At 68.7% G+C, this 20,056-nt stretch carries 17 protein-coding genes; all 17 read right to left on the reverse strand.

Features of this window, described 5'->3' with window-relative positions; all coding sequences use genetic code 11:
* Positions 1-293 precede the first annotated feature (293 nt).
* The gene (locus tag HY703_12845; GenBank protein ID MBI4546079.1) at positions 294-515 is read right to left on the reverse strand and encodes a YgiT-type zinc finger protein; all 222 of its coding nucleotides are present in this window, start codon (positions 513-515) and stop codon (positions 294-296) included.
* On the reverse strand, positions 512-859 hold the full coding sequence (locus HY703_12850; protein ID MBI4546080.1) for a DUF4258 domain-containing protein: 348 nt from the start codon (positions 857-859) through the stop codon (positions 512-514). The genes HY703_12845 and HY703_12850 overlap by 4 nt, the downstream gene beginning before the upstream one ends.
* Positions 860-1,056: 197 nt before the next feature.
* Complete coding sequence (locus HY703_12855; GenBank protein MBI4546081.1) at positions 1,057-1,506, reverse strand: hypothetical protein; 450 nt, start codon at positions 1,504-1,506, stop codon at positions 1,057-1,059.
* A 569-nt stretch (positions 1,507-2,075) separates the two neighbouring features.
* A complete protein-coding gene (locus HY703_12860; GenBank protein MBI4546082.1) occupies positions 2,076-4,841 on the reverse strand; it encodes an exo-alpha-sialidase in 2,766 nt (921 codons plus the stop codon).
* Positions 4,842-4,928: 87 nt separating this feature from the next.
* Positions 4,929-5,537, reverse strand: coding sequence for a hypothetical protein (locus HY703_12865; protein MBI4546083.1), 609 nt, complete (start codon positions 5,535-5,537; stop codon positions 4,929-4,931).
* 391 nt (positions 5,538-5,928) lie between these two features.
* Positions 5,929-7,077 carry a glycosyltransferase gene (locus tag HY703_12870; GenBank protein MBI4546084.1) on the reverse strand — a complete coding sequence of 383 codons (1,149 nt, stop codon included), beginning with the start codon at positions 7,075-7,077 and terminating at the stop codon, positions 5,929-5,931.
* Entirely contained in the window at positions 7,062-8,153 is a 1,092-nt protein-coding gene (locus tag HY703_12875; protein ID MBI4546085.1) for a glycosyltransferase family 4 protein, read from the reverse strand. Before HY703_12875 ends, HY703_12870 begins: the two co-directional genes overlap by 16 nt.
* A 59-nt stretch (positions 8,154-8,212) precedes the next feature.
* Positions 8,213-9,967, reverse strand: coding sequence for an ABC transporter ATP-binding protein (locus HY703_12880; GenBank protein MBI4546086.1), 1,755 nt, complete (start codon positions 9,965-9,967; stop codon positions 8,213-8,215).
* Positions 9,968-9,995: 28 nt separating this feature from the next.
* Positions 9,996-11,471: a cobalamin B12-binding domain-containing protein gene (locus HY703_12885; GenBank protein ID MBI4546087.1), complete on the reverse strand. Its 1,476-nt coding sequence runs from the start codon at positions 11,469-11,471 to the stop codon at positions 9,996-9,998.
* Entirely contained in the window at positions 11,468-12,610 is a 1,143-nt protein-coding gene (locus HY703_12890; protein MBI4546088.1) for a radical SAM protein, read from the reverse strand. The genes HY703_12885 and HY703_12890 overlap by 4 nt, the downstream gene beginning before the upstream one ends.
* Positions 12,607-13,797, reverse strand: coding sequence for an amidohydrolase family protein (locus HY703_12895; protein MBI4546089.1), 1,191 nt, complete (start codon positions 13,795-13,797; stop codon positions 12,607-12,609). The genes HY703_12890 and HY703_12895 overlap by 4 nt, the downstream gene beginning before the upstream one ends.
* A 14-nt stretch (positions 13,798-13,811) precedes the next feature.
* The gene (locus tag HY703_12900; protein MBI4546090.1) at positions 13,812-14,726 is read right to left on the reverse strand and encodes a glycosyltransferase family 2 protein; all 915 of its coding nucleotides are present in this window, start codon (positions 14,724-14,726) and stop codon (positions 13,812-13,814) included.
* A complete protein-coding gene (locus HY703_12905) occupies positions 14,726-15,481 on the reverse strand; it encodes a methyltransferase domain-containing protein (protein ID MBI4546091.1) in 756 nt (251 codons plus the stop codon). Before HY703_12905 ends, HY703_12900 begins: the two co-directional genes overlap by 1 nt.
* A 100-nt stretch (positions 15,482-15,581) precedes the next feature.
* On the reverse strand, positions 15,582-16,409 hold the full coding sequence (locus HY703_12910) for a methyltransferase domain-containing protein (GenBank protein ID MBI4546092.1): 828 nt from the start codon (positions 16,407-16,409) through the stop codon (positions 15,582-15,584).
* On the reverse strand, positions 16,406-17,806 hold the full coding sequence (locus HY703_12915; protein ID MBI4546093.1) for a B12-binding domain-containing radical SAM protein: 1,401 nt from the start codon (positions 17,804-17,806) through the stop codon (positions 16,406-16,408). Before HY703_12915 ends, HY703_12910 begins: the two co-directional genes overlap by 4 nt.
* 13 nt (positions 17,807-17,819) lie before the next feature.
* Positions 17,820-19,220, reverse strand: a complete 1,401-nt coding sequence (locus HY703_12920) for a B12-binding domain-containing radical SAM protein (GenBank protein ID MBI4546094.1) — start codon at positions 19,218-19,220, stop codon at positions 17,820-17,822.
* 9 nt (positions 19,221-19,229) lie between these two features.
* Positions 19,230-20,056 (reverse strand): radical SAM protein (locus HY703_12925; protein ID MBI4546095.1); only part of this gene is annotated, 827 nt, incomplete at its 5' end.

Genomic DNA, 20,056 nt, shown 5'->3' on the forward strand with positions numbered 1-20,056 from the left:
CTCCAGAGGAAGCTGTACGGCCGGGCCGAGAGCAGTGGAGGCCCTTGAGCGAGGGGCACACCTCCACAGACTCGCATGCCTGGTCGCGAAACCAGTCCGAGAGCCGGATGCGGGAAAACTGCACGTCCGGTTCGATGAGCGGGTCCGAGAAACCGGGTCACGGCCGGGCTATTGAGGCACTCCCAGAGGAAACGGGGAGAAACAGATAGGCCCGCCCTACCGCCGCGGCGCTCGGGTTCGACTCTACCGCCGACCCCGAGACAGGGACCCGACAATTACACCGGCGACTCCGCTCAGGCGGCGAATTTCACAACTTCCAGCTCGGTTTCCTCGTCCATCGCTTCGAGGATCTCCTCGACACGGTTCATCACAGAATCCTCAAGCAAATACTCGGGGCAGCTCCTGCACTGTAAGACCGGTAGATCGCGAATCACAACGATAGAGCGTTGGCTCAGTTTGAACGGAAGATCGGTGACCACTGGCTCAAGCGTCTCGCCGCAAACGTGACATCTCATGGCTTTCTTCTCCTGGTGCGCAGGTCCGGCTCCCATTCGCTCAACTTCGGTCGGTACGCCGTGATGACGCGAACGTTATCTCCAGCGACGTCCGCGGCAAAGAGCACGTGGAACACGTCCTCCCCGCGATGAGCGTACACCAGATAGCTGGGAAGGTACTTGTCCTCGGGGTACGACTCAATGACCTCGAAGCTTTCCGCTGCCTGCAGGATCGCAGTGCGCGAGATGGCGCGTCCTCGCAGCCGCATTTGCACGTGGTACGTCCAGAGAAGCTTCAGTTCGCGGGTGCAGCGCCGGATGAACTCGAGAGGATCTTCGGGAATGACACGCTCCGGATCGGACACTCTTCCGTCGTTCTCCTCTCACTCGTTGCCCGGTGCGGTTGCGCCCATGGGCTCAGCCCGAAGATCTCAGCTCAGAGGCGTCTAACGCCCTGCCGCTCAGTCGCGAGCGGCGCCTCGACGCCGCCTCAGCCCACCGGCAGCTGGCGCGCCGCTCGGCGGCAGCAGCGGCCTGTTATGCCGCACGCTCGCCTTGTTGATCATGACCGGTCAGGATACGGGGCTACGTACTCAAAGGTGAAGACGCGTCGAATCCGAGCCATATCGCGCGCATTTTGCGTCACCAAGATGATGCCGCTCTCGCGGCAGGAGTAGGCCAGTAAGATGTCAAAGGCGAAACCGCGCTGCACCTGAGCCAGCTGGAGTCCTTCCCGTTCGCGGAGCGTCGCCAGAGTCAGTCCCAACGCGTCCCAGGCGGCGGCGCTCGGGGTGAGTAGCCGACCGCGCCGGACGAACGGACCCAGCACCGTGTCTTCGAGCTTCTTCCGATCCCGCGCCGAGCGCGCCCCGGCACGGAGCTCGGCGGCAACCACGCTACTCAAGAAGAGACGCGGCGCGGACCATGTCGTGAATCGGGTAAGCGCCGTCAAGGCCCCTGCGTCACGACTCGCGTCGATATAGCAGTTGGCATCGAGGACGTACTTGCGCACTCAGTCCCGCCGGTCGAGCCCAAGCCCTGCCAACGTGCGGAGCCCCTCACCGAGTTCGTGGCGGAAGGCGACCAGATCCAAGGCGAGCTCGACGGTTTCTCGTTCCGTCTCGGCTCCGAGGAGGGTTTGAGCCCGGCGCAAAGCCTTGGGATCAAGCCAGAACTCCTTGCGTACCTTGCCCCGGCGGCTGGAGTGCTTCGTGGGTGCGGGACTCTTTGTGGACATTTCAGGCTCCGAGCAAGCGTGTACGTACAATTATAGCGTCTCATCCGTACGGACGCAAGCCCGGGTCCTGAGTGCGGCATGACGCCTTGTAGCCTGTTGCTGACAATGCAGACCTTGCCCGGTGCCGCAGTCTGCTCACGCGAAAACGCAAGGTCCGGCGAAGCCTGGAATGCGCGTCCGCTGCGTCCATTTAGCCGGCTGGGCTGCGCCTATTAGGTGTGACTGTTGGGCTGCGAGCGCGCGCAGTGTTTGATGATGCCCGAGTAGCCCGGAGGGGAGCGATTCGAGGAGCGGCGGCGTCGATCGACGAAGGTCGCAGCCGTCACAGCCTAAGCCGTCACAGCCTATTGCGCCCCCGCCCCCGGCGTCGGCCGCACCTTGAGCAGCGGTTCGCGGCCGAGCCGATAGGGCTTGTCACTCACCTCCAGCCGCGTTCGGATCTCGTACCGCCCCAGCTTCGCCCCGCGCCGCAGCGCGAAGGCGAGCTCGTAATCCCCGATCTGCCCCTCCCGGAACAGCTCCTTGCTCGGGCGGAAGCTCAGGACGACGCCCGTCTGGGTGCGGAACAGCTCGAACGGCGCCGGGTCACCTTTGGCTGTGTAGAGGCCAACCTCCCAGACCCGCGGGTCGAAGTCCTCGAGGAACAGGTGGTAGAACGGCGGGCACAGGCCGAACTCGCAGCCTGGACAGGGGAATTTGACCAGGCAGTTCTTGGGGATCGGGTCCCGGAAGATGCAGGGCTCGAACAGACATTCCAGGATAATGATCCGCTTGTCCAGCTCCGGCGGCCAGCAGCCGCGGCGGAAGAACTCGCAGATGACGATGATGTTCCGCGGAATCCCCAGCGTGATCCGCCAGACGCCCCTGCCCTGCGTGCCCAGGTAGATGTTCACGGTCTCCGAGAGGAGCGAGAACGGCTCGTGGTCGAAGTAGGCGAACCAGGGTCGCGGGATGTGCGGCCGGCCGGAGTCCACGGGGTCGAAGGGGTCGGTGACCAGAGTCCACGCCGTGCCGCCGTCAATGCTCACGAACACGCCGGCGTCCGCCGCGCCGGCCACGATGATGTCCGAGTCCGCCGGGTCGAAGGCGACGAGCGTCGGCTCCGGGTAGCCGCTGAAGGCGGTGAAGTTCGTGGGTCCGCGCTGGTTCTGGTACTGGAACTGCCCGCCGCCGGTCATGAGCGTGTCCAGCGGCGCCAGGTTGGTCCAGTTCGCGCCGCCATCCGTGGACAGGATCATTTGCGGATTCGCGCCCGGCTGGAGGTGTGAGGCGATCAGTCGGAGCGGGTTGTTCGGGTGCACGTCGAAGATACCGAAACCGCCGACATTGCCCGGCGGCTGGATCTGGGTCCAGGCGCCGCCGGCGGCCGTGCCCGTGAAGCTCCAGAGCTGGTCCTGGCTCCGCCCGTCGGCGTTCCCGGCCTGGACGTAGAACGTGGGCGTGCCACCGGTCACGGCCGCCTTCACACCGCGGGCGTTGGCCGGCGAGGTAGCCGCGCCGAGCTGGGTCCAGACAATGGGATTGGTCGTGATGTTGGTGGTGATGAACACGCCCCCTGTCGTGACCAGGGCGTAGTCGTCCGGCCCCCAGCGATCCAGGATGTCCACGGGCCGGAATCCCTGGAGGTTCCCCGCCGGGTAGGTGTTGACCTCGCCGCCGCCTACCATGCCCTGGTTCCGCAGGAACAGCCGGTTCGACCTGCCGGGCGAGAAGCAGCAGCGGGTGTAGACGACATTCGTGGGCGAGGCGGAGACGTCGAAGGAGTCACAGCAGCGGGCGTTGTTCCAGGTCGGCGCTGCGGCGCCCGCATCCGCGGCCGCGAAGGTACCGTTGTCCTGATTGCCAAAGTACAGGTCCTCGGTGGTCGTGCCAGCCTGAGTGGCGCCGTCCATGGCAAAGAGCCAGAGCGCATGGGGCGTCGTATCCGGCTGCTCCCACGCCGGGCTGTGGCAGCCGGGGCTGGTAGTCACGGTGTTGTAGTAGACGCCGCCATCCGAGGAGAGCAGCACCGGGCAGGCGTTCACCGCAACCGTGGGATCGAAGGCCAGGTCCCCGGTGTCATCGTGGCCTCCCGCGCTCCGCGTAAACGGGCCCGTCCAGGTGTTGGTCGGGCAGCGCGCGGCCCCGCCGGCGGCAGCGGGCGCGGGCGTGGTGCAGCTCGCGCGGTGGAGCTGCACGTCGCCGAACCACAGGTCGAACGTCGCGCCAGTGCGTTGGTTGGTGGCGACGAACGGGATCCGCCCCTGCGCCCTGGGGTTGGTGAGCGTTGTAGGCCAGCTCGCGCCGCCGTCGTCCGACTCGTAGATGGTCGTCCCGACCACGGCAAAGAGCACGTACGACTCGTCAGGCGACGCGGCAATCGAGCACCTCCCGCCGGGCAACGTTGCGACCGCCGCCGTGGTCCAGTTTGCGCCGCCGTCCGTCGAGCGCTGGTGGCCGTCATCGCCGCACAGGTCGATGGTGCCGCCGTCGTGGACCACTACGTCCCAGACATTATCCGCGCCGTCGGCGGGCGTGGGATCGATGAAGGTCCAGGTTGCGCCGCCGTCGGTGCTCCGGGCCAGTCCACAGTTCGTGCCGATGGAAACGCTCTGCGTATTGGCCGGGTCGATGCTGATGCCGAAGGCTGACGGCTCGGTGCGGCGGGCTTCGACCGTGCAGAAGCCAACGGGCGGTGTGGCGCTCGCCGGCCTGGTCCAGGTTGCGCCGCCGTCACTGCTCACGCTGATGCCGGCCAGACTGGCGACGCGGCCGTCGTAGAGCGACGTCGCGTACACCTTGTTCGCGTCGTTGGGGTCGACCTCGACGTCCCAGGTTGCCATGGGCAGGTGGTTGTAGAGGTGGGCCCAGGTTCGGCCCGTGTCCGTGCTCATCCAGAGCCCGCCCCACTCGCTGGCCGCGTAGAACGTCGTGCCGTTGCTCGCCCGGGCCAGGCCGTTGACGCGCCCGCCCGAGGCGCCGTCGGCGTCCGTCGCGTCCAGCGTGGAGGAATCGGGGTTGATCTCCGTGACGCTGCTGGTGAACTGGGCGAACGCGGGCGCGCTCCCCAGCCAGAGCAGCAGCAAGGAGAGGAAAGCTGCGGAGCGGCGCTGCTCGAAGTGGCCGGTCATGGCTCACCTCCGGGGCAAGAACCTCAGAATACCTGCGAGTTCTCCGAATCCGGCCGGCATCGGCCGCGCTGTCAGCCTGCGGGGCTCTCAGCTCTGTCCGGCGGGCGGCGGGATAATGTCCGCCACGCAGGTGGGTGCTTCCGTCTGCACCGTCTCGCCGGGCTGCCAGCCTTTGTCCGTAGAGCTGAGCACACGCCAGAAGTAGCCAAGGCCGGGCTCGAGCCCTTTCACCTGAACGCTGACCAGGCGTTCCTTCTCCCGGAAGTCGACCTTGTCCACGGCCAGCTCGAAGGCCCGCCGGGCCTGCTGGCCGGATGCCTTGAACCCGGGGCTCGTCTCGAATTTCCGGTCCGGCGCCACGGCCGACAGGACGGCGGAGAGGCCCTTCTCGAACCCGCCCTTGTAGACGGTCACCTCAACGGCCTGGCGCTCCAGCAGTTTCCTGTCGGCCTGCCAGCTCAGCGCGGCGACACCCGTCCTCAGCTCGCTCTCGCTGCACCCCACCTCCACGCGGAACCGGGGCGCCGCGGCGGCGGTCGCGGGGAGTTTATCCGCACGAGGAGGAAACGGGACCGCCGGGGGCCGGACAGCCAACGTGTCCCGCCGGCCGACCGGCTGCTGGGGCACAGCCGACGTGGGCATGGATGCGGCCAGGCCAGCAGCCGCCAGGGCTACGAACACGGAGCGTGTGGTCATGGAAGCTGCCGCCCCTTTCTGAACTTTTGCCCCGCAAACCGGGACGGGTACCTACGAGTTTGTGGCAGCCCGGGAAAAATCGGAACACCGGGCGACGGGCATGCCCGCGCTATCCCGTTGGCGAAGCACCGCTCATTCCTTTTAAGCTTAAGCTGCTCCTCGGGGCAAGGGCGTCCCGCAGCGGCCACGGCAAGATCGAGGCGGCGGCCGCCCAACCTGTTTTGGCGCAATGTTATACACGCGAGCAGGCGCAACGCGGCCACATGCGTGCCGCTGCCAGTGCTGGCGGCGCGCGATGCGGTCGCGCGTCTTCGTGTGCGATGGTAAGGGGCGAAGCGCGGCGCCTGCGCCGGCTACGGCAAAGCTCCCGAATGGCCGCCGTGGCCGGCGGCTACCCTGCGGACGGCGCCTTCTCACAAACGGACGCGTACAAAGACTCCAGCTTGGGCACCCGCTGCTCGAGCGTGTAGCCGGCGCGCACCCGTTCGAGCGCGGCGCGGCCGGCGGCGGCGCGGGCGTCAGGATCGCGGACCAGCTCGAGGAGGGCGGCGGCCAGGGCAGCATCGTCGCCGACCGGCACAACACAGGAGGGCGGCATCAGCTCGGGCAGGATCCCCACGGCAGTACCGACGGTGGCGCGGCCGCAGGCCGCGGCCTCGAGCACGACCATGCCCTGGCTCTCGTGGCGCGAGGCGAGCACGCACAGGTCGGCGGCGCTGTAGTAGGCCGGCAAGAGCTCGTGGCGTACCGAGCCGTGGAAGCTGACGCTCGAGCGGATACCGCGCGAGCAAGCCTCGGCCTCGAGCGCCGGCCGCAGCCCGCCCCCGCCCACCAGGTGCAGGTGCACGCCGGGCGCCTGCGCAAGCACGCGGACCAGCGCGCGCAGCAGCATGCCGTGGTCCTTGACCGGCCCCAGCGAGGCGACGCAGAGCAGCCGGAACTCCCCCGCGCCGAGGGGCGAAGGGTCCGGCGGCGGCAGCGGCCGGAAGAGGGACGTGTCGACGCCCAGCGGCGCAAGACTGAGGCGGCCGGGGGGCACGTGCGGCGCCGCCATCCGTGCCAGGTACCTGGAGCCGACGGTGACGCGGTGCGCGCCGCGCAGCGCCAGTCGGGTCAACCAGCGTCCGCGCGTGAGCAGGCCGCCGTAGGGCAGGTCGGGCAGAGCGGCCAGCTCGCCCGCTCGGAGGGAGACGATAGCCGGGACGCCGAGGAGCCGGCCGCCCGCGACGGCCAGGAACCCGGGCTCGTCGGCAAAGAAGGCCTGCAGCAGGTCCAAGCGGCGGCGCCTGTGCTGCGCGGCGAGTGCGGCAATGGTGCGGGCGAAGAGCGGCAGCCGCGTCAGGCCCGCGGCGCCCGCGCCGCCCAGAGCGGTCACGGCCGCGCCGTACACACGGTAATGCGCCCGGCGCGCGGGGTAGCGCAGCGCGAAGACGTGCACGTCGTGGCGGCTGGCCAGCTCGCGGACCAGGTCGAGTGTGGCCGGGATGCACCAATCCTGCTCCGAGGAGCTGAAGCCCGGGGTGATCACGCCGATGCGCACGCTCGCACCAGCGAAGTGTAGGCGCTTCGCAGTTGCCTGCCCAGAGCCTCGAAGGACAGCCGCCTCTCGAAGTGCGCCCGGGCAGCCGCGCGCAACTCCGCCGGCTGGCGCGCGGCAAATCGCAGGATGGCCGAGGCCAGGGCAGCGGCGTCGCGCGGGGGGAAGAGCGCTCCCACGGCGCCGTTGTCCGTGATGCGGCGCGCGGTTGGAATATCGGCCACCAGCGGGGTCGTGCCGCAGGCGAGCGCTTCGAGCAGGGCGAAGCTGCTGCCCTCGCGCTGGCTGGCGGAGACGAAAAAATCGGCGGCCCGGCAAAGCTCCTGCACGCTTTCATGGGGGACGGCTCCCAGCAGGTGGACGCGCCTGGCCAGGCCGGGATCGGCAGCAAGCCGCTCGCGCACCTGGGGCAGGAGCGGCGCTTCCGTGTAGCAGCACCACAGGTGCAGGTCCGGGAGCCGCTGCGCGGCGAGGGCCACCGCAGTCAGGACCGTCATGGGGTCTTTGTCACGGTTGAGTCGGCCCACCCACACCATGCAGGGGTTGCCGTAGAGTCCGGTGGCGGCGCGCGCCGCGTCTGTGTCGCCAGGCGCAAACCGAGTCGAGGTTTCCAGGATCTCGAAAATGGGAATCCCGCGAGGGAGCACACCGGCGGCGGTGAGCGGATGGGCGAGCGCTCTGGCGGTGAAGGCTGCCCCGTCGATTCGCGAAAGCCCCCAGCGGTGCAATGCCCGCCGCCAGCGCGGCGGCGGCCGGTCGGAATGATCCTGAACCAGTAGCGGCACACGGGGCAGTGCGCGCCCGAGCGGGCGGGCCGCCAACGGGAAGGACAGGCTGTGCAGGTGAAGCAGGTCAGGCTGCAGGGAGCGGAGCAGGCCGCGGAACCTGGCCGAGGGAAGCCGCGCCCACTGGTGTGCAGACAGCGCCCCCTCCAGAACGGTAAGCTCCCTCAGGAAATGGAAAGCGACGCCCTGGCGATCAAAGGCCGCGTCGTGTGATGCAGCCTGCACCACAGTCACTCGCAACCCAGTCCTGGCCGCCGCCTCCGCCGTGTCCAACAGCGCTGGCCAGGCGCGCAGAAGCTGCTCGGGTGCTCTGCCGGCGGGGTCGATGTAGCAACTGACCTGAACGATATGCATCAGGAAAGCGCTGTCCCGGCATGAACCCCTGCGGGCGGCGCCAGCGCCGGGGTTGCGACCTTGCGCACGACGCCGTCAGCCAGCTCGTAAACGATGTCTGCAGCCGCCGTGAGCTGCCGCTGGTGCGAAACCGCCACTATCGTCACCCTCCCCTTCAGCTCTTGGAGCGAGCGGATGATGGCGGCCTCGGTTCTGGCATCCAGACCGGCCGTAGCCTCGTCCAGGACCAACAAGCTCGGCCCGTTCAGGAAAGCGCGCGCAATGGCCAGTCGCTGGCGCTGACCCCCGGACAGGCGGTAACCGCGTTCCCCTATCACGGCGTCCATACCCTCGGGGAGCCGGGATACGAACTCCCATGCGCCCGCTTCCTGCAGTGCCCGCTGCACGGCCGATGGATCGGCGCGGTTGTCAAGGAACGCGACGTTGCGATAAATGGTGTCGTGAAAGAGCAGGCCTTCCTGCGGAACGTATCCCAGCGACCGGCGCCATCTGGCCAGATCTATCTCCGCGAGGGGAATGTCATCCACATAGATCTGTCCCGATGTCGGCGTTCGCAGGCCCAGGATCAGGTCGACAACCGTCGTCTTTCCCGCTCCGGAACGCCCTCGTATCACGACGAAGCGGCCGGCCGGGACCTCGAAGGAAAGCTCGCGCAAGACGGGCGTACGGTCGTAGGCGAAGGAGACGCAGTCGAACACAATGCCCTTTCCCACGCGGGGCGGCGGAGTCTTCCCCGGGCTCCGTTCGGTGTGCGCCTCGGCAGCCTGCAGCCGCTCCTGCAAGGATCGGAAGGCGCCTTCCGCTGCGACCATTCCCTGGTACTCGCTTTGCGCAGCGTGGAACCTCCCGATGATCCGGTGCAGAAGGAAAACGGAAACGAGGATGGTCGAGAAAGGCAGGTTGCCCCGGGCCACAGCGATGTAGAAGCCTACGGCGAGCAGGACGGCCAGAATGGGCTCCCGAAAAGACTGCAGGGATTCCGCGGCCAGGACCTGTTCCCGCTCGGCGCCGCGGAGCCGCGCCACCCGGTCTTCCAGGGGCGGCGCGAATGAGGATTCCCTGCCCATCGCCTTGAGGGCCTTCATGCCCTGCAGTAGGTCGACGAGCTTGCTGGACAGCGACTGGTACTCGGCGGCCTGAGCTACGCCCGCCCGGCGCGTCATGGCCACGAACCCGCTCAGCAGCAATGCAATCGCGCCGCCCACCAGGAGGGCGGCGATGGTGATCTGCCACGAGACCAGGAGCATGATGGCACCATAGACCACGACATGGATGCCAAAGGCGAGGGCGGTGCAGGCCCGGCGGTAGGCGGACGAGGCCAGGTACGTTTCCGTGCCCATGGCGTTGGCGAATGCGCCCGCGGGCTGGCTGACAAAAAATCCCCACTCTGCGCCCATGATCGAGCGGATCAGCCGCACGCGCAGGTCGCCCGCGAAATGCACGACCGTGTATCCGATCTGTCTCATGGCAAGCCAGCGAAAGACGCCATTGAGCACGATGGCCCCGGCGACGAGACTCAGGAGCACCCCGAGACGGGTTCCTTCGCCTCGCGGCAGGCTGTCGAAAAGCCAACGGCCGAGGTCTGACCGGGCCGCGACGGCGGTTTCGTCCGCCAGCTCGAGCAGCGGGAAAAGCGTGGCTACGCCGATCCCCTCGGCAATACCGGAGAGCAGCAGCAACACCACGATCAGTGCGGTCTTGACGGGATACGCCGTCACGAAATGCAGGATCAGGCTGCGGCGTTCTCGGGACATCTCTTCCCTATGCGACGTTTAGGCGACGTCAGAAGCCCGTCGTCTCGGGCCGCTGATAGCGGAAGACGCGCTGCAGGACGCGCAACTCGAGGGGCAGCGAGTACGTCTGCGTGCGATAGCGCCAGCCGCCCAGGCCGCGCAGCAACGCCCGCTTCCACCCGCGGATCCTGGTGTCGGTCACGGTCGGGTAATACGCATTCAGCACGCGCTCGAAGTTCCGCACCCGCTGCTTGATGTCCGGCCGAAGCCACGGCGTTTTGGGGTCCCGGCGCAGCGAAAAGTGGCGCCAGTCACCGCTTACCCACTCGTCCAGCGTATCGGGGAAGGTGAAGCCCAGAGCCCGCGCCTCCTCGTACAGCGTCCCCTCGAGCGGCACGGGCGTATACACGTACATGATGATCTCGGCTGCGGGGTTCGCCGCCTTCACCTTGCGAATGAACCGCATCGTACCATCCACGTCCGCGGCCGGATCAGGCGGGCTCCCGAGCACGAAGGAGAATTCCGGGACAATGCCGCAGTGCGCCGTGCGTCGCGCCAGCTCCAGCGTGAGGTTAGGCGAAACCTTGCCTCCCTTGTTCATCCGCTTCAGTACCGCCGGGTCGCCCGACTCGGCGCCGCAGAACAGCATTTTGAGGCCGCTCGCCCGCATCTTCTCCCAGGTCGCGTCGCTGTAGCGCATCAGCTCGTCGACCCGGCCCAGCGCCCACCAGGTCATTCCCCACGCCTGGATGCGCTCGGCGAACTCGGCCGTGCGCTCCTCGGAGATGAAGAAGTCCATGTCGTGGAACTGGATGGCGTCGATGCCGTAACGCTGCCGCTGCCACTCCACCACGCGCGCCACGCGCTCCGCCGACTGGGGCAGCCAGCGCCGCCTGGCCATGCCCACGACCGCGCAGAAGTTGCAGGCGAAGGGGCAGCCGTAGGACGACTGGTGCGTGCCCACCCGATTGCCGAGGTAGTGCTTGTGCAGGTAGCGCTCCATGGGCACGCGGTGGTACGGCCAGTCCGGGAGCTCGTCCAGCGGGATCAGGGCGCGGTGCGGGTTGTGGCGGACCGTGCCGTTCCCGTTTTCCCGGTAGGACAATCCCTGGATGGCCGAGAGGTCGCCGCCCCGGGCGAGCACGCGAACCAGCTCGAGGAAGGTCTGCTCACCCTGACTGTGCACGCAGAAGTCCACGGCCGGATCGCGCAGCACGGCATCGGCGTGCTGCGAGGGGAAGTACCCGCCCCACACCATGGGGACGTCCGGCAGCACCGCCCGAAGCCGGCGCGTGTCGGGCACGGCATGGTTGAGCTGCGGCCCAGGCATGACAGTGACGCCGATGGCAGTCAGCTTCCGAGCCCGGCCGATCTCCACGATGCGTCCCACAGGGTCGGGCTCGAGATTTCCGTCCACGACCTCGTAGTCGTGCTCCCCCTCGAGCGTGGACCCCACGGCGAGCAGCGACATGGGCAGCGGCTTCTTGGGAGAAGGTGTGCTCCAGGGGTTGTAGAGAACGATCATCCGGCGGCCTCCCCCGCCGGAGCGGGCGCGGCCGCCAGCCCGTTCGCCGCGGGCCCGACCCGAGCCGCAGGCGAGAGGTGGAGCGTGCACACGCATTTCCTGCATATCGGGTCGGCGCGGACATCCAGCTCGCGGCGGAAGTTCCTGGCGGCCTCCGAATTGAGGATCGCCTCCAACGGCTGCTCATGGATGTTGCCCAGGGCGCGGTGGAAAAAGCACGGGCGCACGGTGCCGTCGGCCTCGATCACGGTCGAGACCCAGGGCGCATTGCACACATTGGGTGGGAAATCGTCTTCCCCGTTCAGCGCCGCGAAGTAGCGCGGCAGCCGGCGCAGCTTCTCGGGACTTTCGGCAATGAAGCCGGACGCGAAGTCGGCGGCGTAGTCGCGGATCGTCGTCTCGACGAGAAGTGCGAACTGCGCGGTCTCCTCCCGCGAAAGCGCCACCTCGGCGACGCGCTCCGCACCCCAACCCTCGGGCCTGTTGAACGCGCTGGTGGAAACGTCGGCGGCGAGGAACGAGATCTGGCCCAGGCCGAGGCTGCGGGCGGCCTTGATGATATTGGACAGGTCGAACCAGTTGCGGCGCTGCACAACGCATCGGCCGGTCACACCGAAGCCGGGCTCGAGCGCCTTGATCGCGGCCACGCCTTGGGCCAAACGGTCGTACGCCCGGGGCACGTTGCGGATCGCGTCGTGGACGGCGCGGCTGCCGTCCAGGGATACAATCACATCGTCGCACCAGCGCACGACATTGGCGGCGTGGTTCGGGAGCAGCAGGCCCGTGGACAGGAGAGTGACCCGGGCGGGCAGCGCTTTAATCAGCTCGCACAGTGCCCACAGGTTCTGGTGCATGAGCGCCTCGCCGCCGGAGAGCACCACCCAGCGGACCCGCAGCCGCCGCATCGCCTCGATGTGGCGGGCAAGCTCCTCCCGCGATATTTCCTGCTTGTTCCGGTTCGCCTTCCAGATGTCGCACATGACGCAGCGGCAGTTGCAGCGGCTGTGCGGCATGAGCACCACCACGGGCAAGGCGTGGATGCGGTGCCTGGCCAGAGTCAGCTTGCGCCGGACGACGTCGGACGGGGAGTCCCAGGCGCTGCGCAGGATCTGGCGGGTACGGGCCGTCGTTCCGCTCATGCTGCCTCGAGCAGCGACCAGACCGGGTTCTGGCGGAGCGCCTCCTCGCCCGCGGCCGCTGCCATGCGCTCCATGCGCTCGACCGGCGAGCCGTACAGCCAGCGCGGTGCCCCGGCGATGCGGACGTTGGCGCGTCCCGCATCCAGTTCCGCCGCGAATGCTGGTTCCGCCAGGCGCGGCCGGCCGTCCACGAGCACGAGGCCCACGTCCGCCGCCGTCGAGTCGACCAGCGTCGCGGCCGGGTGCTCCCCGCGCTTGCGCAGCAGCACCAGGTCGGCCGGTGCGCCGGTCTCCAGGGTACCGCGGCCATCCCTCAAGCCGAACACGTCGGCGCCCCGGGTGGTCAGCATCTCGAGGATCTCGGCGGGAGTCGCTAGGCCGGTGGCGCAGGCGGCCCGCGCCTCCTCGAGCAATGTAGCCGAGCCGCTGAGCGTTGAATCGGTCCCCAAGCAGACGCGCAGGCTGGTCTTGAGCTCCGCGACCGCCGCAGTACGGCCGAAGAGGTAAATGTTCGAGGCCGGGCACCAGACTACGGCTACGCCCAGATCGCCCAGCCTCGCCACCCAGGCCGGCGGCACCGCGATGGCGTGCACCAGCACGGTCCCGGGTCCCAGGAGTCCGAGCCGGTGCAGGCGTTCGACCTCCCCTGCTGACTCCTCACCCACGCCCTCGGCTGCATGGATCACAAAAGGACAGCCGTTGCGTCGCGCAGCCGCACGGGTGAGATCCCGGCTGTAGCCCAGCGAGTGGGCCCACCGGCAATGCCTCAGTACCTTCACAGGAAAGCGCCGGCCGAAGACACGGCGGTAGTACGGGTTGTGGTGCACCACCGTCGTGACGCCCCCCAAGAGGTTCCGGTACGCGCCCCACCAGAGACGGTCGGCCAGGGGAATGCGCAGCAGCTCCCGGACGGGAGGCTCCTGGGGACGATAAATCTCGCGGGCCCACTCGTAGAAATCGCGGTACGGCGGCCGCCCCATCCGCGGGAATACGTCCAGCTCGAGGTGGTCATGAGCATTGATCAGCCCGGGGAGCACTGTGTAGTCGGCCGCGTCCAGCACCCGCTCACCGCGGCGTGGCGCGAGGCGGCGCGCGGCCCCAACGACCCTACCACGGCCGATCCGGATATCGCCCTGCCGGGTCGCGCCCAGGGAGTGCCAGCAAACGTTTCGGAGTAGCAGGCCCATAGCAGAAGCGTTCTCTAGCAAGGAGCTCGGGAGCTTTTCAGTGCCGTAGTATAGTGCCTCCTGCCCAGGCCCCGAACAGCAGCGGCCGCGCAATGTCGAGGGCCCGCGCCATTCCGTGCTGCCCGTAGCAGGCAACCTAGCGCCTCACGGCTCCTGCCGTCGGTGAGGAGTGCGGTTGCCATTTCCAGCAGGTTTCGCACGAGGCGCTGGCGGGCGAGGTCGCACAGATCAACATCCTGTACCTCGCTGAGCAGCCGAGTGTAGATGTGGACGAACCCGATGAACGACTCGGGACCTGACCACCGCTCGGTCCTGCGCCCAGTGTGATGCCGGACATATGCCAAGCACTCGGGCACGCCCACCGTCGGCCAAGCCAGGGCCAGGCGGAGCAGGAAGGCGTAATCCTCGCGGTTTGTGTCCTCGTCGAAGCCCCCGATCTTCTCGAAGGCCGTTCTCCTGAGCAGTACGGTGGCCAGAGCAGGTGCCGCCTCTGCGACAATCACATCGCGCGCTATCCAGCCGGAGAGTGCTACGGATGCACCGGCCCGGAACGGTATCCGAATACCCTCGGCATCGATCAACTCGTACTGCGTATGCGACCAGCAGCCGTCTTGCATGCGGGATAGCTGGACCTCAAGCTTCTGCGGAGCCCAGAGGTCGTCCGAGTCTAGAAAGGCCAGGTACTCGCCCCGCGCCGCCCGCGCTCCCTCATTGCGAATTTGAGCCACATTGCCCGTATGCGGGAGCGTGAGGTAGCGCACCCTTGGGTCGGTAAGCCCTGCGATATACCGCTGCGTTTCGTCGGTTGAGCTGTCGTCTGCCACAATGAGTTCCAATTCTCCGTGCGTCTGCTGCAGCACGGAGTCGACTGCCAAACGCAGCAGCGAAAGCCGGTTATACGTCGGTACGATCACCGAAACCGAGGACATCACCCTGCTCGCGACATAAAAGGTTTTTGCGCTCCAAAAGCCTCTCGAGAGGCGTCGTGACCAAGCCTTCGGGCGCGGAGCGCCAGCACCACAGGGAAGCCCTCGTGGCGCGGCTCGCGCAGCGCCTCCAGCCGGAGCCCCAGCTCGCCGAAGGCCGCCATGTAGTCCTCGAGCAGGTGCACGTGCTGCTCGATGGCGAAGGTCCGTCCGCTCGCCGCATCGGCGAAGGTGCGCTGCCAGCCGCGCAGCGTCGCGTAGGGGTGGAAATCGGTCACCACCAGGGCGCCGTCCGCGCGCAGCACGCGCGCCATCTCGCGCAACGCGGCGCGCAGCGAGGCGATGTGCCCGAGCACCAGCGCTGAAACCACCACGTCAAAGGACGCGGCGCGGAAGGGGAGCGAGAGCGCATCTGCGGCCACGCGGTCGCCGCCCGCTCCACGCTCGGGCGGCGCCGCCTCGAGCATCCGCGGCGAGAGGTCCACGCTCACCACCGCGCCCGCGCCCCGCTCGAGCGCCAGGGCGCCGGCCCGGCCGCGGCCGCAGCCAAGGTCGAGCACGCGGCTCCCCTGCACCTCCGGCAGTACCTCGGCCAGCACGGCCGCCTCGATTCGGTGCAGCGGGCTGGCGGGCTCGCCGTAGTTTGGCGCCCAGCGGTCGTACGCTTCCCGCGGCCGCAGCACGGGCAGGCCGTTGCGGCCGAGCAGTCGCTGCCAGCCGCGCCAAAGGGTGCGGCGGCCGAGGCCCCGGCCGATCATGGGGTGGCAGCCAGGGCCAGGTCCGCTTCGGCCCGCGGCGTGACCGCGGTGACGAACGCCGCATGGGCCGCAGAATGAGCGGCTCTCTCCCGTGCGCCGATCATTCGCGCTCCAGCACCAGGGCGTAGTGATCGTTCAGCCAGCTCGCTGGGAACCGGCCGGCCAGGCGCGCCTCCCAGCGAGCTGCCGCCTGGAAGAGCCGCGGCCGGCGCTCGACCAGGTGCTCGAGGTAGGGTGGCGGCAGCAGCACGCCGATCCCGCGGCGCTCGCGCACGCGGAAGCCCGGCCGGAACTCGCCCGCCAGGCGCAAGGGTGAGGGGTACCAGACGCGCACCGTGGCAGCCTCGCCGATGCGCGCGGTGCCACCGCGGCGGAAGCGGCGCAGCGCCGTGCGCAGCCGCCCGTGCGCCAGGTACCACGCTAGCTCCCAGGGGCAGAGCGGCCCCATGACCACCAGCACCAGCCGGCCGCCCGGCCGAACCACGCGCGCCAACGCCTGGGCCAGCGGCCGGCGGTCGGGCAGGCAGTTGAGCACGCCGAAGTCGGCCACCACGCCATCGTACTCGAGGCCGGCGGCGCCCCCACCCGCGAGCGGTTCCGGCAGGCTGGCGCCCGCTGCCGCGACGTCGCCGATATCGAGCTGCGTGAAGCTCACCTGATCACCCAACCCGGCCACCGCCGCTTTCTGCGCTGCCACCACGAGCATGCGCGGCGAGCCGTCCGTGGCGGTCACGCGCACGCCGCGCTGCGCCAGGTAAACGGCGTCCTCGCCCGTGCCGCAGCCCAGATCCAGCACGCGGTCGCCGGCACGGAAGCAGCCGTCCAGAATCTCCCAAACCGCGGCGCGCAGCCGCCGTGGCAGCGGCCGATCGGTGAAGCGCGCGTCGTACTGGGCGGCAACGGCGTCAAAAGCCTGCGCCACGCTCATGGCTGCGGCTCCCGTTCATGGCGCGTCAACAGCATGCCCAGCCGGCCAATGCGCGCGCTCAGGAAGGCGCGGGCCAGGCGGGCATAGTTGCGCCGGCCGTTGCGGCGCTGCCGCGACACGCTGAACTCGTTGACCATCCAGCGGTTGGCGAAGCGGTAGAAGCGCCGCGAGTGCCGCCCGGCCACGGTGAAGTCGCGGTCGGAGCCCTGCTCCCAGGGCTTGAGCGCGACGACGCGGTCAGCCACGTGGTCGTAGTAGGGCGTCCCCTTGATAGGGTAAGCGACGGTGGTCAGGAAGCGGTCGGGACTCGCCACCTTGAGATGCGCGACCGTTTCCTCGATGTCCGCCACTTCCTCGCCTTGGTAACCCAGCATGATGAACATGCCGCTCTCGATGCCATACTTGCGGAGGAGATGCACCATCTCGCGCACGCGCGCGGCATCCGTGCGGCGCTGCATGGCGTCGAGCACGCGCTGCGACCCGCTCTCCGAGCCGATCCATAGCCGGAAGCAGCCCATGCGCGCCAGCGTGCAGATCACCTCCTCGTCCAGCCGGTCCTCGCGCGAGATGGTCTCGAAGGGCACGCGGATCCCGCGCCGCTCCAGCTCGGCGGCGTAGTCGAAGAACCAGCGGCGGTGGATGGTGAAGACGTCGTCGGCGTACCAGAGCATGTCCGGCCGGTAGGTCTCGAGCAGGATCTCGACCTCGTCCGCCACATTGCCCACGGAGCGCCGGCGGTGTGTGTAGCCGAAGACCGCGTGGCTGCACCAGGTGCAGGTGTAGGGGCAGCCGCGGGACGTGATCAGCGAGACCGCGCCCATGCCGTGGTGCTCGCGCCAGACGCGGATGTACTCGGGGATATCGACCGCGCTGCGCTTGGGGAACGGCTGCGCGTCCAGCTCGCGGATCCCGGGGCGCGGCGGCGTGCGCACGAAGCGCTCCTCGCCGGCGCGGTAGACGATGCCCGCAATGTGCTCCATGTCGGCCGGGCCGTGACGCGCCAGGTGCGGCAGCAGCTCCCCGAGGGTTAGCTCGCCTTCTCCAATGACGACGACGTCGGCGCCGCGCCGCAGGTACTCCTCGGCATAATTGGCGGGCTCCGGGCCTCCGACGATGACGCGCGCGCCCGCCGCCTGGCATTCGCGCATGGCTTCCAGCACGCGCGGGCGGGTCATCAGGTTGGCGTAGAGGCCGACCACCGGCGGCCGCTCGCGCGCGAGGAACTCCCTGAACTCGGCCGGCGAGCGGAATGTGGTGTCGAAAACCCCGACGTCGAAATCCCGCGCCTCGAGATGCGAGGCGATGTACAGGAGCCCGAGCGGCGGGTACGGCTTCATCACCTGAAGCTCGCGCGGGTCCTGGTACAGGTGATAACCGTGCGTGAGCAGGATATCCACGTTCGGCCTCGGCTCAGGACAGCCGGACGGGCGGCCGCAGCCACTCGACCACCAGCTTCTCCACCGGGAACGCGTACGCATCCCGCTTGCAGCGCCAGCGGGCCACCGCCTGCAGCGGCAGTCGGGCGAGTTGCGGCCGCGACCAGGCCACCCGCTGGTAGAACTTGAAGCGCTCGATGCGCGCCTGCTTCTCCCGGCTGACCCAGGGGCCGGAGGAGCCGACGTAATCGAACTCGGCCCACTCCTCCAGCATGCGCGGGAAGGCGTGGCCGTCCGCCAACAGCTTGTCGGCAATCGGATTGCCTGGATAAGGCTTGTAGTAGAAGATGGCGACCTCGAAGGCAGGCGACATGGCGCGCAGTCGCTTGGCCATGTCCAGTGACGCCTGGACACTCTCGGGCGGCTCGCCCGGGAAGCCCACGATGATGTTGAAGATGGCGCCGATCCCCTGGCGCAGACACTTCTCGGCCGACTCGAGGACCTGCGCGACCGTGATGTCCTTCTTCATCCAGTCGAGCATTTCCTGCGACCCGGATTCCACCCCGATCATCACCCGGCGCAGGCCGGCACGCCGGCAGTCGGCCAGAAGCGCCTCGTCCAGACGGTGGCCCTGGTCCGCACGCATGGTGGCCGTCCAGGTGAAGCGGGCCTGCCGGAGCCGGAAGGCCTCGGCCAGCGTCGCCACGCGCCGGGGACTGGTGAAGAAGGTCTCGTCCTGGAAGCCGACGTCCTCAACCCTGTAGCGCCGCCAGAGCGCGTCCAGCTCGCCGGCCACCCGCTCCGGCTCGAGCCCGAACCAGCCGCGCTTGTAGACGAAGGGGTCGGCGCAGAAGGTGCAGCGGAAACGGCACCCCTGGGACGAGATGTAATCGAGCTGCCGCTGCCCCTTGAGCTGGAAGTAGCGCTCGACCGGGATCAGCGTGTAGTCGTGCGGCGGGAAGCGGTTGATGTCCTGGAGCGGCCGGGGCGGCGCGGGCGTAGAGCCGGCCGCCAGGCAGCCGGCAACGCCCTCCAGCCCGGCACCTGCGCTCAGCCGCTCGAGGATCTCGGTGAACGTCTCTTCGCCCTGGCCCACCACCACGCCGTCGATCCCGGCCTGCTCCAGCGTTTCCCGCGGAAAGAGCGAGGGGTGCCAGCCGCCCCAGATAACGGGCAGGTCCCGCCGCCGCGCCTTGAGCGCGCGGGTCACGCGAAGCGCATCGCGGATGGGCGCGCCGGTCAGAACGGTGACGCCCACGCAGAGCGCATCCCCGGCCGCGGCCAGGAGCGCGGCCAGCGGGTCACGCTCCAGTCGCCCGTCCACCACGCACACCTCGTAGCGGCGGCGATCCAGGCAGGAGCCGACCGCCAGCAGCGAGAGCGGCATGGTATAGAACACCGCTTCGGGGTTGTAGAGCACCACCTTGCGTCTCATGAGCTGGCCTCAGGAGCCCGGAGTAGCCGCCGCCTCGGGCGTGAGCTCGACGGGCAGCGCGCCTATGCCGTTGTGGGAGCGACGCTCCAGCCGGCGCAGCCGGTAGCGCTCGAGCGGCAGGCGCGCGCCGGCCAGCGCCAGCCCGCCCACGCGGCGCAGGTGGCGGACACGGATGCGCCCGGGCTCGCGCAGCAGCCGGCGCAGCTCGCGCCAGTGCCTCTGTGCCTTGAACTGCGTGTGCACCAGTACGTGCAACTGGCGGTAGAAGTCGGTGGTGTAGGGGCCACGGTAGAGCATGGCCAGGTCGTCGGAATCGAGCCAGTTCTGCTGCTCGCCCAGGTCGTGCTTAACACGCTCGTAGAACTTCGTGCCCGGCAGCGGATAGGAGACGGAGACGCCGATCTCATCCGGTGCGCCCTCGCGCAGCAGTCGGAAGGTCGCGTCAATGTCGGCGCGAGTCTCGCCCGGATAGCCGAACTGGAGGAAGAAGCCGACGCGGACGCCGGCGCGCTGGAGCTGCCGCGTCGCCTCCCTGATCTGCTCGACGCGCGTGCCCTTCTCCATGGCGTCCAGGATCTTCTGCGAGCCGGACTCCGCGCCGACCCACACGATCTCGGCGCCGGCGCGCCGGATGGCGGCGATCTCGCCTTCGCGCAACAGCAGGTCCGCACGGCTCAGGCACTTGAAGGGCAGGCCCGCGTCCTGCGCCTCGACCAGCTCGGCGAAGCGCGGCCACCAGCCGGGCTTGAGCCCCATGATGTCATCGGCAAACCAGACGTGGTCGGGCGCGTACGTGCTTTTCAGCCATGCGAGCTCCGCGACCACGTTCTCCGGGC

The organism is Gemmatimonadota bacterium, from assembly GCA_016209965.1.
Lineage (GTDB): Bacteria > Gemmatimonadota > Gemmatimonadetes > Longimicrobiales > RSA9 > JACQVE01.